The organism is Streptomyces sp. NPDC051207, assembly GCF_040682395.1.
Classification (GTDB): Bacteria; Actinomycetota; Actinomycetes; order Streptomycetales; family Streptomycetaceae; genus Streptomyces.
In genome coordinates this window covers 60,799-75,305 of the sequence record NZ_JBFBAX010000010.1, presented here as the reverse complement: position 1 = coordinate 75,305, position 14,507 = coordinate 60,799, and the positions used below count along the sequence as shown (strand labels likewise).

Genomic DNA, 14,507 nt, shown 5'->3' with positions numbered 1-14,507 from the left:
GGGGCGCCGTGCAGGGCGTGCTGAGCGGGTTCGCGGTCATCGCCGTCGTGATCGGTGTCGGCCTCGCCATCGGGCGGCGGGGATATCTCGGCGTCCACGGCCACGAGGTGCTGACGAAGCTCGCCTTCCACGTGGCGTCCCCCGCGCTGCTGTTCACGATGCTCGCCGGGGCGGACCTGTCGGTGATCTTCTCCAGCCGGCTGCTGGTGACGGCGATCAGCACGGCAGCGGCGGCGGGCGTGTTCGTCGCGGTCGGTGCCGTACGCGGCTGGGGCGTGGGCCGCACCACCATCGGCGCGCTGTGCTCCAGCTACGTCAACTCCGGCAACCTCGGCATCCCGATCGCCGTGTACGTGCTCGGCGACGCGTCCCTCGTGGCGCCCGTGCTGCTGTTCCAGCTGATCGTCGTGACGCCCGTCGCGCTCACGGTGCTGGACCTGTCGGGCAGGGGCGGCGAGGGCCCGCTGTGGCGCCGGTTGCTCACCCCGCTCGGCAACCCGATAGCCGTCGCGTCGCTGGCCGGTGTGGTGGTCTCGGCGACCGGCGTGGAGATACCGGGTCCGGTGATGGACCCGCTGACCCTGATCGGCAACATGTCCGTCCCGGCGGTGCTCCTGGCCTTCGGGATCTCCCTGCACGGCAGCACCGCACCCGGCCGGGGCGCCGACCGCGGACCCGTGCTCCTGTCGGTCGCCCTGAAGGCGGTCGGCCAGCCCCTTGCCGCCTGGGCCCTGGCGGCCCACGCGTTCGGCCTGCACGGCGCGGCCCTGCTCGACGTGGTGGTCACCTCGGCGCTCCCCGCCGCGCAGAACATCTACACGTACGCCGTCCGCCACCGCGTCGCGGAAACGCTGGCCCGCGACGCGATCCTGCTGTCGACGGCGGCCTCGGTACCGGTCCTGGTGGTCGTGGCGACGCTGCTGGGGTGAAGCACACCCCTCACCGGCTCCGCGGCGCCGCCCTCCGCGCGCGGCTCAGGCGATGCGCTCCAGTACGACCGGCGACGCCGTGAACTCCGTGCCCGGTGCGGCGATGTCGTACGAGCCCTCGAGCGCCTCCAGCGCGTAGTCGAAACGCTCGGGGGTGTCCGTGTGCAGGGTCAGGAGCGGCCGGCCCTCGGTCACCGTGTCGCCCGGCTTGGCGTGCAGTTCGACACCGGCCGCCGCCTGCACCGGGTCCTCCTTGCGGGCGCGGCCCGCACCGAGGCGCCAGGCGGCGATGCCGATGTCGTAGGCGTCGAGGCGGGTCAGGACGCCGGAGGCGCCCGCCTTGACGACGTGCTGTTCCTTCGACGTCGGCAGGGGCGCGTCCGGGTCGCCGCCCTGGGCCGCGATCATGCGGCGCCAGACGTCCATCGCCGAGCCGTCGGCCAGGGCCCTGGCCGGGTCGGCGTCCTTCACTCCCGCCGCGTCCAGCATTTCGCGGGCCAGGGCGAGGGTCAGCTCGACCACGTCGGCGGGGCCGCCGCCGGCCAGGACCTCCACCGACTCGCGGACCTCCAGGGCGTTGCCCGCGGTCAGGCCCAGCGGCGTGGACATGTCCGTCAGCAGCGCCACCGTGTTCACGCCGTGGTCGGTGCCCAGGCCGACCATGGTGGAGGCCAGTTCGCGGGCGTCCTCCAGGGTCTTCATGAAGGCGCCGGTGCCGACCTTGACGTCCAGGACGAGGGAGCCGGTGCCCTCCGCGATCTTCTTCGACATGATGGAGGAGGCGATCAGCGGGATCGCTTCGACCGTGCCGGTGACGTCCCTGAGGGCGTACAGCTTCTTGTCGGCGGGGGCGAGGCCGTCGCCCGCCGCGCAGATCACCGCGCCCACGCCGTCCAGGACGCTCAGCATCTCCTCGTTGGACAGCAGCGCGCGCCAGCCCGGGACGGACTCGAGCTTGTCCAGCGTGCCGCCGGTGTGGCCGAGGCCGCGGCCCGACAGCTGCGGGACGGCCGCGCCGCAGGCCGCGACGAGCGGGGCCAGCGGCAGGGTGATCTTGTCGCCGACGCCGCCCGTCGAGTGCTTGTCGGCGGTCGGCCGGGACAGCGAGGAGAAGTCCATGCGCTCGCCGGAGGCGATCATCGCCGCGGTCCAGCGGGCGATCTCCCGGCGGTTCATGCCGTTGAGCAGGATGGCCATGGCGAGGGCCGACATCTGCTCGTCGGCCACCTCCCCGCGGGTGTAGGCGTCGATGACCCAGTCGATCTGCTCGTCGCTGAGCTCGCCGCGGTCCCGCTTGGCGCGGATGACGGAGATGGCGTCCATGGCCATGACTTCCTTCCGGGGTACGAAAAGGGGTGCGGCCCCTCCGGGCGCCTGACCGGCTCGGAGGGGCCGCCGTTGCGCTACTCGGCGAGGTGGTCGGGCCCGAAGGCCTGCGGCAGCATCCGGGACAGCGGCAGGATGCCCTCCGGGGTCTCCAGCAGCAGGTCCGCGCCGCCGAACTCGTACAGCAGCTGGCGGCAGCGGCCGCACGGGACGAGGACCTCGCCGCGGCCGTCGACGCAGGTGAAGTGCGTCAGTCGGCCGCCGCCGGTGCGGACCAGCTCCGAGACCAGCCCGCACTCGGCGCACAGGCCGATGCCGTAGGAGGCGTTCTCGACGTTGCAGCCGGTCACCGTGCGGCCGTCGTCGGCCAGGGCGGCGGCGCCGACCGGGTAGCCCGAGTACGGGGCGTACGCGCGGGACATGGCGTCCCGGGCGGCGGCCCGCAGGCCCGCCCAGTCGACGTCGGTCACTTGCCCTGCCCCTTCCGGTACGGCATGCCGTTCGCCCTCGGCATCCGCAGGCGCTGCGCGGACAGCGCGAGCACGACCAGCGTGATGACGTACGGCGTGGCGGAGACGACCTGGTTGGGGACCTCGTTGGTGCCGGCGTACCAGGCGAACACCAGGGCGCCGACGACCGCGGTGATGGCGGCCTGGACGTACTTCTTGCGGATCAGCAGCCAGATCGCGCCGACGACCAGCAGGATCGCGCCGAGCAGCAGCAGGGCGTGCACGTTGGCGGAGCCGCCGCGCAGGTTGAGGCTGTCGGTGTAGCCGAACAGGCCGGCGCCGATGGCGAGGCCGCCCGGCATCCAGTTGCCGAAGATCATCGCGGCGAGGCCGATGAAGCCGCGTCCGCTGACCTGGCCCTCCAGGTAGAAGGGGTTGGCGACGAGGGAGAGGAAGGCGCCGCCGAGGCCGGCCAGTCCGCCGGAGATGATCACGGCGAGGTACTTGTACTTGTAGACGTTGACGCCGAGGGACTCGGCCGCGACCGGGTTCTCGCCGCAGGAGCGCAGCCGCAGGCCGAAGGCGGTGCGCCACAGGATCCACCAGCTGGCGGGCACGAGCGCGACCGCGACCAGGGTCAGCCAGGAGACGTTGGTGACCAGGCCGCCGAGCAGGCCGGCGATGTCGGAGACCAGGAACCAGCCCTTGGCGTTGAGGTCGCGCAGCGCGTCCGAGAGCCCGGGGACGGTGAAGTGGCCGAGGGACTCCACCGCCGGGGACTGCTTGGCGGAACCGCCCTGGTGGCCGACGAAGGCGAGGGGGGCCAGGTAGCGGGTGGCGCCGAGGGCGAGGATGTTGATGGCCACGCCGGAGACGATGTGGTTGACGTTGAAGGTGACGGTGACGAGGGCGTGCAGCAGGCCGCCGATCGCGCCGCCGGCGATGCCGACGAGCACGCCGGTCCAGGGGCCCCACTGGAAGCCGGCCCAGGCACCGAACCAGGTGCCGAGGATCATCATGCCTTCGAGGCCGATGTTGACGACGCCCGCGCGCTCGGCCCACAGGCCGCCGAGGCCGGCGAGGCCGATGGGCACGGCGAGCTGGAGCGCGGTGGACATCTGGCTGACGTTGGTGATGCCGTCCGCGCCGGTGATGATGCGGACGATCGAGGTCAGCGCCAGGGCTCCGGCGATGATCAGCAGCAGGACGGGCAGCGACAGGCGGCGGCCGGACGGCGCCGCGGGCTGCAGCGAGGGCTGGTTGACATCGGTCGCCGAGGTCGGGGACGTGGTCATCGGCCAGCCACCTCCTTCTGGGTGTTGTCGGTGGCGCCGAGGACGTGACCGGCGGCCAGTTCGGCGCCGACCCGGCGCTGCTGGCGGCGCAGGCCCCACTCGCGGACGGCCTCGTAGGAGACGACGACCGAGAGCACGATCAGGCCCTGCATGATGACCGCGATCTCCTTGTCGTAGCCGTGGAAGTCGAGTTCGGGCGAGGCCTTGTCGAGCCAGGCCCACAGCAGGGCGGCGAACGCGATGCCGACCGGGCTGTTGCGGCCGAGCAGGGCGATGCCGATGCCGAGGAAGCCGATACCGGTGGGGAAGTTGAGGCTGAAGGTGTGGGTGTCGCCCATCAGGATGGGCAGGCCCGCGAGACCGGCGATGGCGCCGGAGATCAGCATGGCGGTGAGCACCATGCGCCGGGGGTCCACGCCGCTGGCCGCCGCGGCGGTCTCCGAGGCGCCCGAGGCGCGCAGGTCGAAGCCGAAGCGGGTGCGGTTGAGGACGACCCAGTAGCCGATGCCGAGGACGACCGCGAGGAGGACCAGGCCGTAGATCTCGCCGGCCGCGCCCATGTCGATGCCGGGCACCCAGCCGGACTCGTGCATCTCGCCGGTGGTGTTGTTGTTGCCGACCTTCACGCCGAAGACGTCCGGCAGCCACAGGTAGGCGATGACGGAGGTGGCGATCGCGTTGAGCATGATCGTGGCGACGACCTCGCTGACGCCGCGGGTGACCTTCAGCAGGCCGGCGATGCCGGCCCAGAAGGCGCCGGTGCACACGGCGGTGAGGAGCAGCAGCGGGATCTGCACGACGGCGGGCAGGTCGGCGTGGGCGCCGACGATCGCGGCCGCCATGGCGGCGAGCTGGTACTGGCCGTCGACACCGATGTTGAACAGGTTCATGCGGAAGCCGATGGCGACCGCGAGCGCCGCGATGTAGTACATCGAGGCCTGGTTGACGATCAGGACCTGGATGTCGGAGAACGACGCCTGCTCGAACATCAGGGCGAACGGCTCGACGGGGTTCTTGCCCGAGGCGATCAGCACGATCGCGCTCAGGACGAAGGCCACGGCGAGCGCGATGACCGGGCCGGCCACCGCGAGGAGCACGCGCTCCTTGTCGAACTTCTTCATCAGCGGGCCTCGTCTTCCGGAGACTCGGGAGACGTGCGGGCCTGGGAGGTCTCCGGTGTCTCGGGGGTCTCTTCGTGTTCCAGGTGTCCGGTGGCGGCACCGGTCATCGCCGAGCCGAGTTCCTCGGGCGTGATGGCGGCCGGGTCGGCGTCGGCGACCAGCTTGCCGTTGTAGATCACGCGGAGGGTGTCGGACAGGCCGATCAGCTCGTCGAGGTCGGCGGAGATCAGCAGCACGGCCAGGCCTTCGCGGCGGGCCGCGCGGATGTGGTCCCAGATCGCGGCCTGCGCGCCGACGTCCACACCGCGGGTGGGGTGCGCGGCGATGAGGAAGCGCGGCTTGTGGCTCATCTCACGGCCGACGATCAGCTTCTGCTGGTTGCCGCCGGACAGGGATGCGGCGGTGACGTCGATGCCGGGGGTGCGGACGTCGTACGTGGTGACGATCCGGCGGGTGTCCTCCTGGGCGGCCTTCGGGTCGATCCAGATGCCCTTGGCGTTGGGCTTCTCGGTGACGTGACCGAGGATGCGGTTCTCCCACAGGGGCGCCTCCAGCAGCAGGCCGTGGCGGTGGCGGTCCTCGGGGATGTAGCCGATGCCCTCCTCGCGGCGCCTGCGGGTGGGCCAGGCGGTGATCTCGTCGCCGGCCAGCCGGATGGTGCCGGAGTCGGCGGCCCGCAGGCCGATGAGCGCGTCGACCAGTTCGGTCTGGCCGTTGCCCTCGACGCCGGCGATGCCCAGGACCTCGCCGGCGTGGATGGTGAAGGTGATGTCGTCCAGCAGGGCCTTGCCGCCGGGCGCCTCGAGGCGCAGCTTCTCGACGGTGATGACGGGCCGGTCGGTCACCGTCGACTCGGCGGTCTCCGGTGTGGGCAGCTCGCTGCCGACCATCATCTCGGCGAGCTGACGGGGCGTCGTCTCGGCGGGTACGGCCGTGCCGACGGTCGTGCCGCGCCGGATGACGGTGATGTCGTCGGCGACGGAGAGGACCTCGCCGAGCTTGTGCGAGATGAAGATGACCGACAGGCCCTCGGAGCGCAGTTCGCGCAGGTTGGCGAAGAGCGCGTCGACCTCCTGCGGGACGAGCACGGCGGTCGGCTCGTCGAGGATGAGCGTGCGGGCGCCGCGGTAGAGGACCTTGAGGATCTCCACGCGCTGACGGGCGGCGACGCCGAGTTCCTCCACGAGGGCGTCGGGGCGCACGTCGAGGCCGTAGCGCTCGGAGATCTCCTTGATGCGGCGGCGGGCGCGGGCCCCGATGCCGTGGAGCTTCTCGCTGCCGAGGACGACGTTCTCGAGCACGGTGAGGTTGTCGGCGAGCATGAAGTGCTGGTGCACCATGCCGATGCCGCGGGAGATGGCGTCGGCCGGGGACGAGAAGGAGACCTGCTCGCCGTCGACGGTGATGGTGCCCTCGTCCGGTTTCTGCATGCCGTAGAGGATCTTCATCAGCGTCGACTTGCCGGCGCCGTTCTCGCCGACGAGGGCGTGGACGGTGCCCTTGCGGACGGTGAGGTGGATGTCGTGGTTGGCCACGACGCCGGGGAATCGCTTGGTGATCCCGGCGAGCTCGACGGCGGTCGTACCACCTGCCGCCGCTCCGGCCGGAGGGCTGCTGGACGCGTTGATGGCGCACTCTCCTGGGGACGGGGGTCGTCTACGCGCGTAGCGCCCCTACGGCATCGAATGGGGTGACGACCGGGACAACGGGGCACAGGAGGGTGAGCCTCCCCGTACCCCGTTGAGCGGACGTAACCCCGGGGTTACACGCTGCTCGGAGTCGTGATGTCAGCTGCTCTTGACCTTGATCTCGCCGCTGATGATCTTCTTCTTGGCGTCTGCGACCGCCTTCTGGAGTTCGGCGTTCTCCTTGAACCCGGGGTGGGAGTCGGAGAGGCCGACCTCGCCGGTCTTCAGATCGCCCCTGACGATACCGGTCTGGGGCCTGCCGTCCTCGACCGACTTCGCCAGGTTGTGGACCGCCCTGGCGACGTCCTTCATCGCCGAGGTGAGGATCGCGTCCCTGAACTCGGCGAGGGCTTCCTGCCGGTACTGGTCGGAGTCGACGCCGATCGCCCACACCTTGTTGGCGGCGGCGGCCTCGATCACGCCCTGGCCGGACAGACCGGCCGCGGCGTACACCACGTCGGCCTTCTTCTCTATCTGGCCCTCGGCGGCGGCCCTGCCCTTGTCGGGGCTGGAGAAGCCGCCCTCCTCGGCCGTCTGCGTGAGGTACTGCGAAAGCACCCTGGCCTTGGGGTCGGTGTCCTTGACGCCCTGCGCGAAGCCCGCCCGGAACTTGTGGATCAGCGGGATGTCCACACCGCCGACGAAGCCCACGACGCCGGTCTTCGTGGACTTGGCGGCGGCCACGCCGGCCAGGTACGAGGCCTCCTCCTCGGAGAACACGAGGTCGGCGACGTTCTTCGCCCGGACGGTGGAGTCGTCCACGATGCCGAAGGTGGTGCCGGGGAGCTTCTCCGCCGCGCCCTTGATCGCGGCGGCGTAGGCGTAGCCCACCCCGATCACCGGGTTGTGGCCCTGCCTGGCCAGCGACTCCAGGCGCTGCTGCTTGTCGGCGTCGGTCTCGCCCTCGGTGGGCTCGATGTCCGCCGTCTGGTAACCGAACTCCTTCGCCGCCCGCTCCAGACCCGCGTACGCGGCGTCGTTGAAGGACTGGTCGCCCTTGCCGCCCACGTCGTACGCGATGGCCAGGCCCTTGTCGCCCTTCGCCGCCGATGAACCGGCGGAGGTGGAGGTGGAGCCGCAGGCGGACAGTGCGAGGGCCAGGGAGGCGGTCGCTGCGCCTGCGACCGTGATCCGGGACATCCGGCGCATGGTGTGGTGCTCCTGTCGTACAAGCGCCGGGACGATTCGGCTGCGGCGCTGGCTTCCGCCGCAGATTAACGCGCGTAGACCTACCTGAAAACCCCTTCTGTCCACCTTGTTATGCGGCCGTGGCCTGGGTGGGGGCGAGCGAGTCGGGGGCGTTGCCGAACGCAAACGAGGGGTGGCTTTGGGTGACAGCCGCGGGCGTACGCGAAGCGGGCGGCGCCGTTCGGCGTCCGCCCGCTCCGTCGGGTTGATCAGGTGCTGCTCTACTCGGTCTTCACCTTGATCGAGCCGTCGATGATGCCCTTCTTCGCCTTGGCGACCGCGTCCGTGAGGCCCTCGATCTTGGCGAACTCGGGGTTGCTCTCGGACAGGCCGACGCCGTTCTTCTTCAGGTCGAAGGTCTGCGTGCCGGTCAGCGGCTTGCCGTCCTCCACGGACTTGGCGAGCGCGTAGACCGCGCCGCCGACGTCCTTGAGGGCGGAGGTGAGGATGTGGCTCTTGTACGCCGACAGCGCCGCCTGCTGGTACTGGTCGGAGTCGACGCCGATCGCCCAGACCTTCGCCTTGGCCGCGGCCTCGATCACGCCCTGGCCGGACAGGCCGGCCGCCTGGTAGACGACGTCGGCCTTCTTCTCGATCTGGCCCTCGGCGGCGGCCTTGCCCTTGTCGGGGCTGGAGAAGCCGCCCTCCTCGGCCGTCTGGGTCAGGTACTGCGAGACGACCTTGACCTTGCCGCCGCTGGTGTCCTGCACGCCCTGCTTGTAGCCGGCCTCGAACTTGTGGATCAGCGGGATGTCCACACCGCCGACGAAGCCCACGGTGTTGGTCTTGGTGGCCTTGGCCGCGGCGACACCGGCGAGGTAGGAGGCCTGCTCCTCGGCGAAGACGAGGGACGCGACGTTCTCGCCCTCGACGACGGAGTCGACGATGCCGAAGGTCGTCTTCGGGTACTTCTTGGCCACGGCCTCCATGGCGGGACCGTAGGCGAAGCCGACGCCGATGACCGGGTTGTAGCCCTGCTTGGCGAGCGACGCGAGGCGCTGCTCCTTGTCGGCGTCGGTCTCGCCCTCGGTGGGCTCGATGTCGGCGGTCTTGTAGCCGAACTCCTTCTGGGCCTTCTGCAGGCCCGCGTACGCCGCGTCGTTGAAGGACTGGTCGCCCTTGCCGCCGATGTCGTACGCGATGGCGAGGCCCTTGTCGTCCTTGGTCTCGTCGCCGCCGCTGCCACTGTCACTGCTGGTTCCGCCGCAGGCCGTGGCAGCCAGCGCGAGCGACGCGACCCCCACCGCGACGCGGGTCAGTTTGGATATCCGACGCATTGTGAAGTACCCCATTCTCCAAGCCCCGCCATGGGTGCTAGTTCGGCGCAGATTAACGCGCGTAGACACTTCTGGGAACGGGGTTCCGGCGGGCCGTTACGCATTCGTGCCGATGGCTGGTTACGCCCTTGTGAACCACCGTAATCAACGGGCGCGCCCGGGACAAACGTGCGCCCGCTCGACCCCGCACGCTCGTCAGGCTCTCCCGCCCCCGTCCCGGCCGCAACCGGAGCGGGCTCATCCGGTGACGGCCGGGAGGGTCCCGCGACCGGCGCCTACTGGGACGCGTCGAGGAACGCCGCGGCCGTGAACAGCTCCACTCCCACGCCGATCGCCGACTCGTCGGCGTCGAAGTCGCCCTGGTGGAGGTCGCGCACCAGGCGCTCCCCGGGGGTGCGCACGCCGAGCCGCGCCATGGCGCCCGGCACGTGCTCCAGGTACCAGGAGAAGTCCTCGCCGCCCAGGCTCTGTTCGGTCCCCTCGACGGACTGCACGCCGCGCCGGGCGATCATGGCGTCCCGCAGCAGGTCGGCGACGTCGGGGTCGTTGACCACGGGCGGCACGCCGCGGACGTAGTCGATCTGCGACTTGGCCCCGTGCAGGTTGGCGACCTCGTCGATCGCGGCGACCAGCAGGTCGGGCGCCTGCCGCCAGGCCTCCAGGTCCAGGCAGCGCACGGTCCCGGACAGCTCGGCGTGCTGCGGGATGACGTTGGGGGCGTGCCCGGACTCGATGCGGCCCCAGGTCAGGGCGAGCCCGCTGCGGCTGTCGATGCGCCGCGCGACGAGGGCGGGCACGTCGACGGCGACCCGGGCGGCGGCCGTGACCAGGTCGGTCGTCAGGTGCGGCCGGGCGGTGTGGCCGCCGGGGCCGTCCAGGGCGACTTCGAGGCGGTCGCAGGCCGAGGTGATCGCGCCGTGCCGCAGACCGATCTTCCCGGCGTCCAGGCGGGGGTCGCAGTGCACGGCGACGATCCGGGCGACCCCGTCGAGGACACCGCCCGCGATGGCGTCGCCGGCGCCGCCCGGCAGGACCTCCTCGGCGGGCTGGAAGACCAGCCGCACCGGCCGCGGCAGCAGCCCTTCGCGGTGCAGGCCGGCCAGCACGAGACCGGTGCCCAGCACCACCGTGGTGTGCACGTCGTGCCCGCAGGCGTGCGCCCGGTCCGGCACGGTCGACCGGTACGGGCACTCACTCTTCGTGTCCGGGATGGGCAGGCCGTCGATGTCGGCCCGCAGCGCGAGCATGCCGGGGCCCGGGTCGAGCCCCTCGCCGATGTCGCACACGAGTCCGGTCCCGCCGGGCAGCACGCGCGGCCGGAGGCCGACCTGCTCCAGCCGTGCCTTGATCGCTGCGGTGGTACGGAACTCCTGGTTGCCGAGCTCGGGGTGCATGTGCAGATCGCGCCGGAACGCCACGAGCTCGGCACGCAGCGCCTCGGGGAGGGCACCGGGAAGCACGGCTCCCGCGGGGAGGTCGGCCTCGGACTCTGGAGACATCAGTTGCTTCACCCTCTGAAGGGTAGGACGCCGGGGAGGTCGACCGACCCGCGATCAACAAAACTTCAACCCGTTCGGGAAGAAAACTTGACCGGCCGACGCATAGCTGTCGAGTGACGCGGGTAAACTGCCCGGCTTTCTCACGGCTTGGCTGATGATCGCGACGGAGAGTCACCCACTTCTTTCCACAGGTACCACGCCCCGCGCGCCCCATCCCGGCGATGTTCACCCATTGGACACCGCCGCCCCAGCGGGGAGGGCCGTCGGGCGGCTCAGCCCGCGCTGACCGCCGCCAGCCGGTCCACGCCCCGGGCCGTGCCCGTGACGCCCTTGAGGAAGCCGCGGGCCCGCGGGGACGCGCCCTGGGTCAGCCAGGCGGGGTCGATGTCACACACGGCGACCCGGACCTCGGTGCCGGCGAGCGCCAGCGGCAGGGTGTGGACCACGGTCGACGGGAAGCTGAGGACGGTCCGGCCGATCGGGCCGCGGCGGGCTATCAGTTCCAGGGGCAGGTCGGGGCGGACCACCTCCAGGCCCGTGTCCACGGCCAGCCGGTGCAGTTTCTCGGCGCTCTCCCTGCGGTGGGCGAAGTAGCGCGTCGCGCCGTGCGTCTTGGCGAGCGTCCGCACGGCGTCCAGGTACCGCTCGCCGTCCACGACGCCGGTCTCCACCAGGGAGGTGCCCACCATGTCGGCGCCCTTGGTGATGCGGGGCGGGCCGAACCGGGCGCGGGTCCAGCCGAAGTCGTTCGCGGCGACGGACACACCGGGCGGCGTCTCCTCGATCGGCATGGAGGAGAAGATCTGCACGCTGCGCCGCTCGCCGGGGGTGAGGCGGCGCCGGGCGGTGGCCGACACCGGCGCGAACACCAGGTCCCTGGGGCCCGGCCGGCCGCCCTTGCGGTGCCAGCGCACGAGGCGTTCGCCGCGGGCGAGCTGGCCGACGAACTCCATGGTCGCGGTGCCGTCGTCGACGACGACCAGTTCACTCGCCCCGGTGATGGTCAGCAGCAGCTGCACGTACCGCGAGAACGGGTCACCCAGGACGACGCGGCCGGCCCGGCGCAGCATCCCCGCCAGGCCGCCGACCGTCCGGAACGGTGCCGCCGGGCCGCCGCGCGCCTCCTCCCAGCGGACCTCGTAGCCCTCGCGCCGGGCCAGCTCCGCCATCCGCCGCAGCTGGCCGCGGGTCATCGGGTCGTTCGGCGAGAGCACCACGAGGGTGACCCCCGCGCGCGAGGCCGCACCCCCGCCCCCGCCGTCCCCCGCGTCCGGGGCGTGCGCGTGCGCCCACTCCAGCACGTTCAGCAGCTGTACCGGGCTCTCGACGAAGGCGAGCGTGTGGGGGCCGGCATTCCCGGCGCGGGGGCTCATCGGCGTACGACCGTCCCGTCAGGGCGTGGGGTGTGGTGGGGTGGCGGGGCTCAGACCGCGACCGGCTCGCCCGCGGCGTCGGCGATCTCCGCCTCGGCGACGACGCCGGCGACGCGGCGCAGCTTCTTCATCGGGCCCAGCTCGGACTCGTAGACCTTCTTCACGCCGTCGCCGAGGGAGGCCTCGATGGTGCGGATGTCGCGCACGAGGCGGGTGAGGCCCTGCGGTTCGACGGAGGCGGCCTGGTCGGAGCCCCACATGGCGCGGTCCAGGGTGATGTGGCGCTCGACGAAGACGGCGCCGAGGGCGACGGCGGCGAGCGTGGTCTGCAGACCGGTCTCGTGGCCGGAGTAGCCGATCGGGACGTTCGGGTACTCCCGCTCCAGGGTGTTGATGACGCGGAGGTTCAGCTCCTCGGCCTTCGCCGGGTAGGTGGAGGTGGCGTGGCACAGCAGGATGTTGTCGCTGCCGAGCACCTCGACGGCGTGCCGGATCTGCTTCGGCGTCGACATGCCGGTGGAGAGGATGATCGTCTTGCCGGTGGCGCGCAGGGCGCGCAGCAGCTCGTCGTCGGTCAGCGAGGCGGAGGCCACCTTGTGGGCCGGGACGTCGAACTTCTCCAGGAAGGCGACGGCCTCGGTGTCCCACGGGGAGGCGAACCAGTCGATGCCGCGCTTCTTGCAGTGCTCGTCGATCTGGCGGTACTCGTCCTCGCCGAACTCCACGCGGTGGCGGTAGTCGATGTACGTCATCCGACCCCACGGCGTGTCGCGCTCGATGTCCCACTGGTCGCGCGGGGTGCAGATCTCCGGCGTGCGCTTCTGGAACTTGACCGCGTCGCAGCCGGCCTCGGCGGCCACGTCGATCAGCTTGAAGGCGTTGTCGAGGTCGCCGTTGTGGTTGATGCCGACCTCACCGGTGACGTAGACGGGGCGGCCGGGGCCGGCCTCGCGCGAACCGAGCTGACGGATGCGGGAGTTGGTGCTCATGGCAGGAGATGTCCTTACTTGGTGAGGGAATCGAGAGAGTCGAGCGAGGGTCCGAGAATCCAGCCGGCGATCTCTCGGATCGCGCCGTCGCCACCGGGAACGGTGGTGACCGCGCGTGCGGCGCCGCGCACGACGTCGTGGGCACTTGCGACCGCCACGGGCCAGCCGACGAGGGCGAAGCACGGCAGGTCGTTGACGTCGTTGCCGACGTAGAGCACGCGCTCCGGCGCGATGCCCTGCTCCTCGCACCACTGCTTCAGCGCGAGGTCCTTGCGGTCGATGCCGTGCAGGACCGGTATCTGCAGCTTCCGGGCCCGCGCGGCGACGACCGGGTTCACTTCCGTGGACAGGATCAGCATCTTCAGCCCGCTCTTGCGCAGGGCCGCGATGCCGAGTCCGTCCCCGCGGTGCACGGTGACGAACTCCCGTCCATCGGCGTCGATCAGCACCCGGTCGTCCGTCTGGGTGCCGTCGAAGTCCAGTACGACCGCGTCGATGTCGCCGGCGGTCGGAAGGGCGCCGGGCCGCGCCGCGTCGAACAGCGGCGCGAGCGCGCGGGCCCGGGCGAGGTCGTGCGGGTCGTCGATCTCCAGCACCCGCGCCGGGTCGGTGCGCACCAGCTCGGTGCGGCCGAAGAAGCGGTGCCGGTGCTTGCGGAAGCCCGCCGCGTCCATCGCGTAGGCGGCGCCGGTCTCCAGCAGGTCCTGGGGGCGGTCCTGGCGGCGCGGGCGGAACGACTTGTCGTGGTTGACGCCGTGACCGCCGCTCGCCGGGGCGCCCTCCGGGAGGGCCGCGTTCTCGGCGTTCTCGGGGTTGTCGGCGTTCTCGGGGTTCTGGGCGTTTTCGGCGTCCCGCCAGATGAAGCCGTGGAACGGCGCGACGGTCAGCGCCGTGTCCGCGCCGTCCTCCACGACGGCCGCCGCGACGCCGTCCACGTCCTCCCGGACGATGAACGGGCTGGTGCACTGCACGAGGAGCACCGCGTCGACGGCGGCGCCGTGCAGCGCCTCGTGCGCGTCCATCGCGTGCAGGACGGCCGCCTCGGAGGTGGCCGTGTCCCCGGCGATGGCGGCGGGCCGCAGCACCACCTCGGCGCCCGCCTCCCGCGCCGCCGCCGCGATGGCCCGGTCGTCGGTGGAGACCACGACGTCCGTCACGAGCCGGGCGGCCAGGCACTCGCGCACGGCGCGGGCCACCAGGGGCACCCCGCCGACGGGGGCGAGGTTCTTCGCGGGCACGCCCTTGGAGCCGCCGCGCGCGGGAATCACCGCGAGCACGCGGCGCACCGAAGCGCCGTGTCCCGCTTCCGGGTTGGACATGGGCTGTACTCCTTGGGCTCCTGGGGAGGAATCGCGGGGGCGGGGGCGGGGGCG

At 71.7% G+C, this 14,507-nt stretch carries 12 protein-coding genes; 1 reads left to right on the top strand and 11 read right to left on the bottom strand.

What is annotated here, in order from left to right; all coding sequences use genetic code 11:
• The first annotated feature begins 8 nt into the window (after positions 1-8).
• The gene (locus tag AB0M97_RS12830) at positions 9-929 is read left to right on the top strand and encodes an AEC family transporter (protein ID WP_365960845.1); all 921 of its coding nucleotides are present in this window, start codon (positions 9-11) and stop codon (positions 927-929) included.
• Between the two features lie 45 nt (positions 930-974).
• Here AB0M97_RS12830 and AB0M97_RS12825 read toward each other — a convergent pair whose 3' ends face one another.
• The 11 genes from AB0M97_RS12825 to AB0M97_RS12775 form a co-directional block, all read right to left on the bottom strand.
• On the bottom strand, positions 975-2,258 hold the full coding sequence (locus AB0M97_RS12825; RefSeq protein WP_365960844.1) for a thymidine phosphorylase: 1,284 nt from the start codon (positions 2,256-2,258) through the stop codon (positions 975-977).
• A gap of 74 nt (positions 2,259-2,332) precedes the next feature.
• Entirely contained in the window at positions 2,333-2,725 is a 393-nt protein-coding gene (locus tag AB0M97_RS12820; RefSeq protein WP_365960843.1) for a cytidine deaminase, read from the bottom strand.
• Positions 2,722-3,999: an ABC transporter permease gene (locus AB0M97_RS12815; RefSeq protein ID WP_365960842.1), complete on the bottom strand. Its 1,278-nt coding sequence runs from the start codon at positions 3,997-3,999 to the stop codon at positions 2,722-2,724. Before AB0M97_RS12815 ends, AB0M97_RS12820 begins: the two co-directional genes overlap by 4 nt.
• Positions 3,996-5,120 (bottom strand): ABC transporter permease, encoded by a 1,125-nt coding sequence (locus AB0M97_RS12810; protein ID WP_365960841.1) that lies wholly within the window; start codon positions 5,118-5,120, stop codon positions 3,996-3,998. The genes AB0M97_RS12815 and AB0M97_RS12810 overlap by 4 nt, the downstream gene beginning before the upstream one ends.
• A complete protein-coding gene (locus AB0M97_RS12805) occupies positions 5,120-6,748 on the bottom strand; it encodes an ABC transporter ATP-binding protein (protein WP_365960979.1) in 1,629 nt (542 codons plus the stop codon). Before AB0M97_RS12805 ends, AB0M97_RS12810 begins: the two co-directional genes overlap by 1 nt.
• A gap of 159 nt (positions 6,749-6,907) precedes the next feature.
• Complete coding sequence (locus tag AB0M97_RS12800; RefSeq protein ID WP_365960840.1) at positions 6,908-7,957, bottom strand: BMP family ABC transporter substrate-binding protein; 1,050 nt, start codon at positions 7,955-7,957, stop codon at positions 6,908-6,910.
• Positions 7,958-8,217: 260 nt separating this feature from the next.
• Entirely contained in the window at positions 8,218-9,273 is a 1,056-nt protein-coding gene (locus tag AB0M97_RS12795; protein WP_365960839.1) for a BMP family ABC transporter substrate-binding protein, read from the bottom strand.
• 275 nt (positions 9,274-9,548) lie between these two features.
• Positions 9,549-10,772, bottom strand: coding sequence for an amidohydrolase (locus tag AB0M97_RS12790; protein ID WP_365960838.1), 1,224 nt, complete (start codon positions 10,770-10,772; stop codon positions 9,549-9,551).
• Positions 10,773-11,044: 272 nt separating this feature from the next.
• Positions 11,045-12,145, bottom strand: coding sequence for a hypothetical protein (locus AB0M97_RS12785; protein WP_365960837.1), 1,101 nt, complete (start codon positions 12,143-12,145; stop codon positions 11,045-11,047).
• Between the two features lie 50 nt (positions 12,146-12,195).
• Positions 12,196-13,134, bottom strand: a complete 939-nt coding sequence (locus tag AB0M97_RS12780; RefSeq protein ID WP_365960836.1) for an N-acetylneuraminate synthase family protein — start codon at positions 13,132-13,134, stop codon at positions 12,196-12,198.
• A 14-nt stretch (positions 13,135-13,148) separates the two neighbouring features.
• On the bottom strand, positions 13,149-14,453 hold the full coding sequence (locus tag AB0M97_RS12775; protein ID WP_365960835.1) for an N-acylneuraminate cytidylyltransferase: 1,305 nt from the start codon (positions 14,451-14,453) through the stop codon (positions 13,149-13,151).
• Between the last annotated feature and the right edge of the window lie 54 nt (positions 14,454-14,507).

Coding starts and splice junctions, on each gene's coding strand:
- AB0M97_RS12780 (WP_365960836.1), bottom strand. CDS start 13,134: ATGAGCACCAACTCCCGCATCCGTCAGCTCGGTTCGCGCGAGGCCGGC.
- AB0M97_RS12800 (WP_365960840.1), bottom strand. CDS start 7,957: ATGCGCCGGATGTCCCGGATCACGGTCGCAGGCGCAGCGACCGCCTCC.
- AB0M97_RS12775 (WP_365960835.1), bottom strand. CDS start 14,453: ATGTCCAACCCGGAAGCGGGACACGGCGCTTCGGTGCGCCGCGTGCTC.
- AB0M97_RS12825 (WP_365960844.1), bottom strand. CDS start 2,258: ATGGCCATGGACGCCATCTCCGTCATCCGCGCCAAGCGGGACCGCGGC.
- AB0M97_RS12795 (WP_365960839.1), bottom strand. CDS start 9,273: ATGCGTCGGATATCCAAACTGACCCGCGTCGCGGTGGGGGTCGCGTCG.
- AB0M97_RS12785 (WP_365960837.1), bottom strand. CDS start 12,145: ATGAGCCCCCGCGCCGGGAATGCCGGCCCCCACACGCTCGCCTTCGTC.
- AB0M97_RS12790 (WP_365960838.1), bottom strand. CDS start 10,772: ATGTCTCCAGAGTCCGAGGCCGACCTCCCCGCGGGAGCCGTGCTTCCC.
- AB0M97_RS12815 (WP_365960842.1), bottom strand. CDS start 3,999: ATGACCACGTCCCCGACCTCGGCGACCGATGTCAACCAGCCCTCGCTG.
- AB0M97_RS12810 (WP_365960841.1), bottom strand. CDS start 5,120: ATGAAGAAGTTCGACAAGGAGCGCGTGCTCCTCGCGGTGGCCGGCCCG.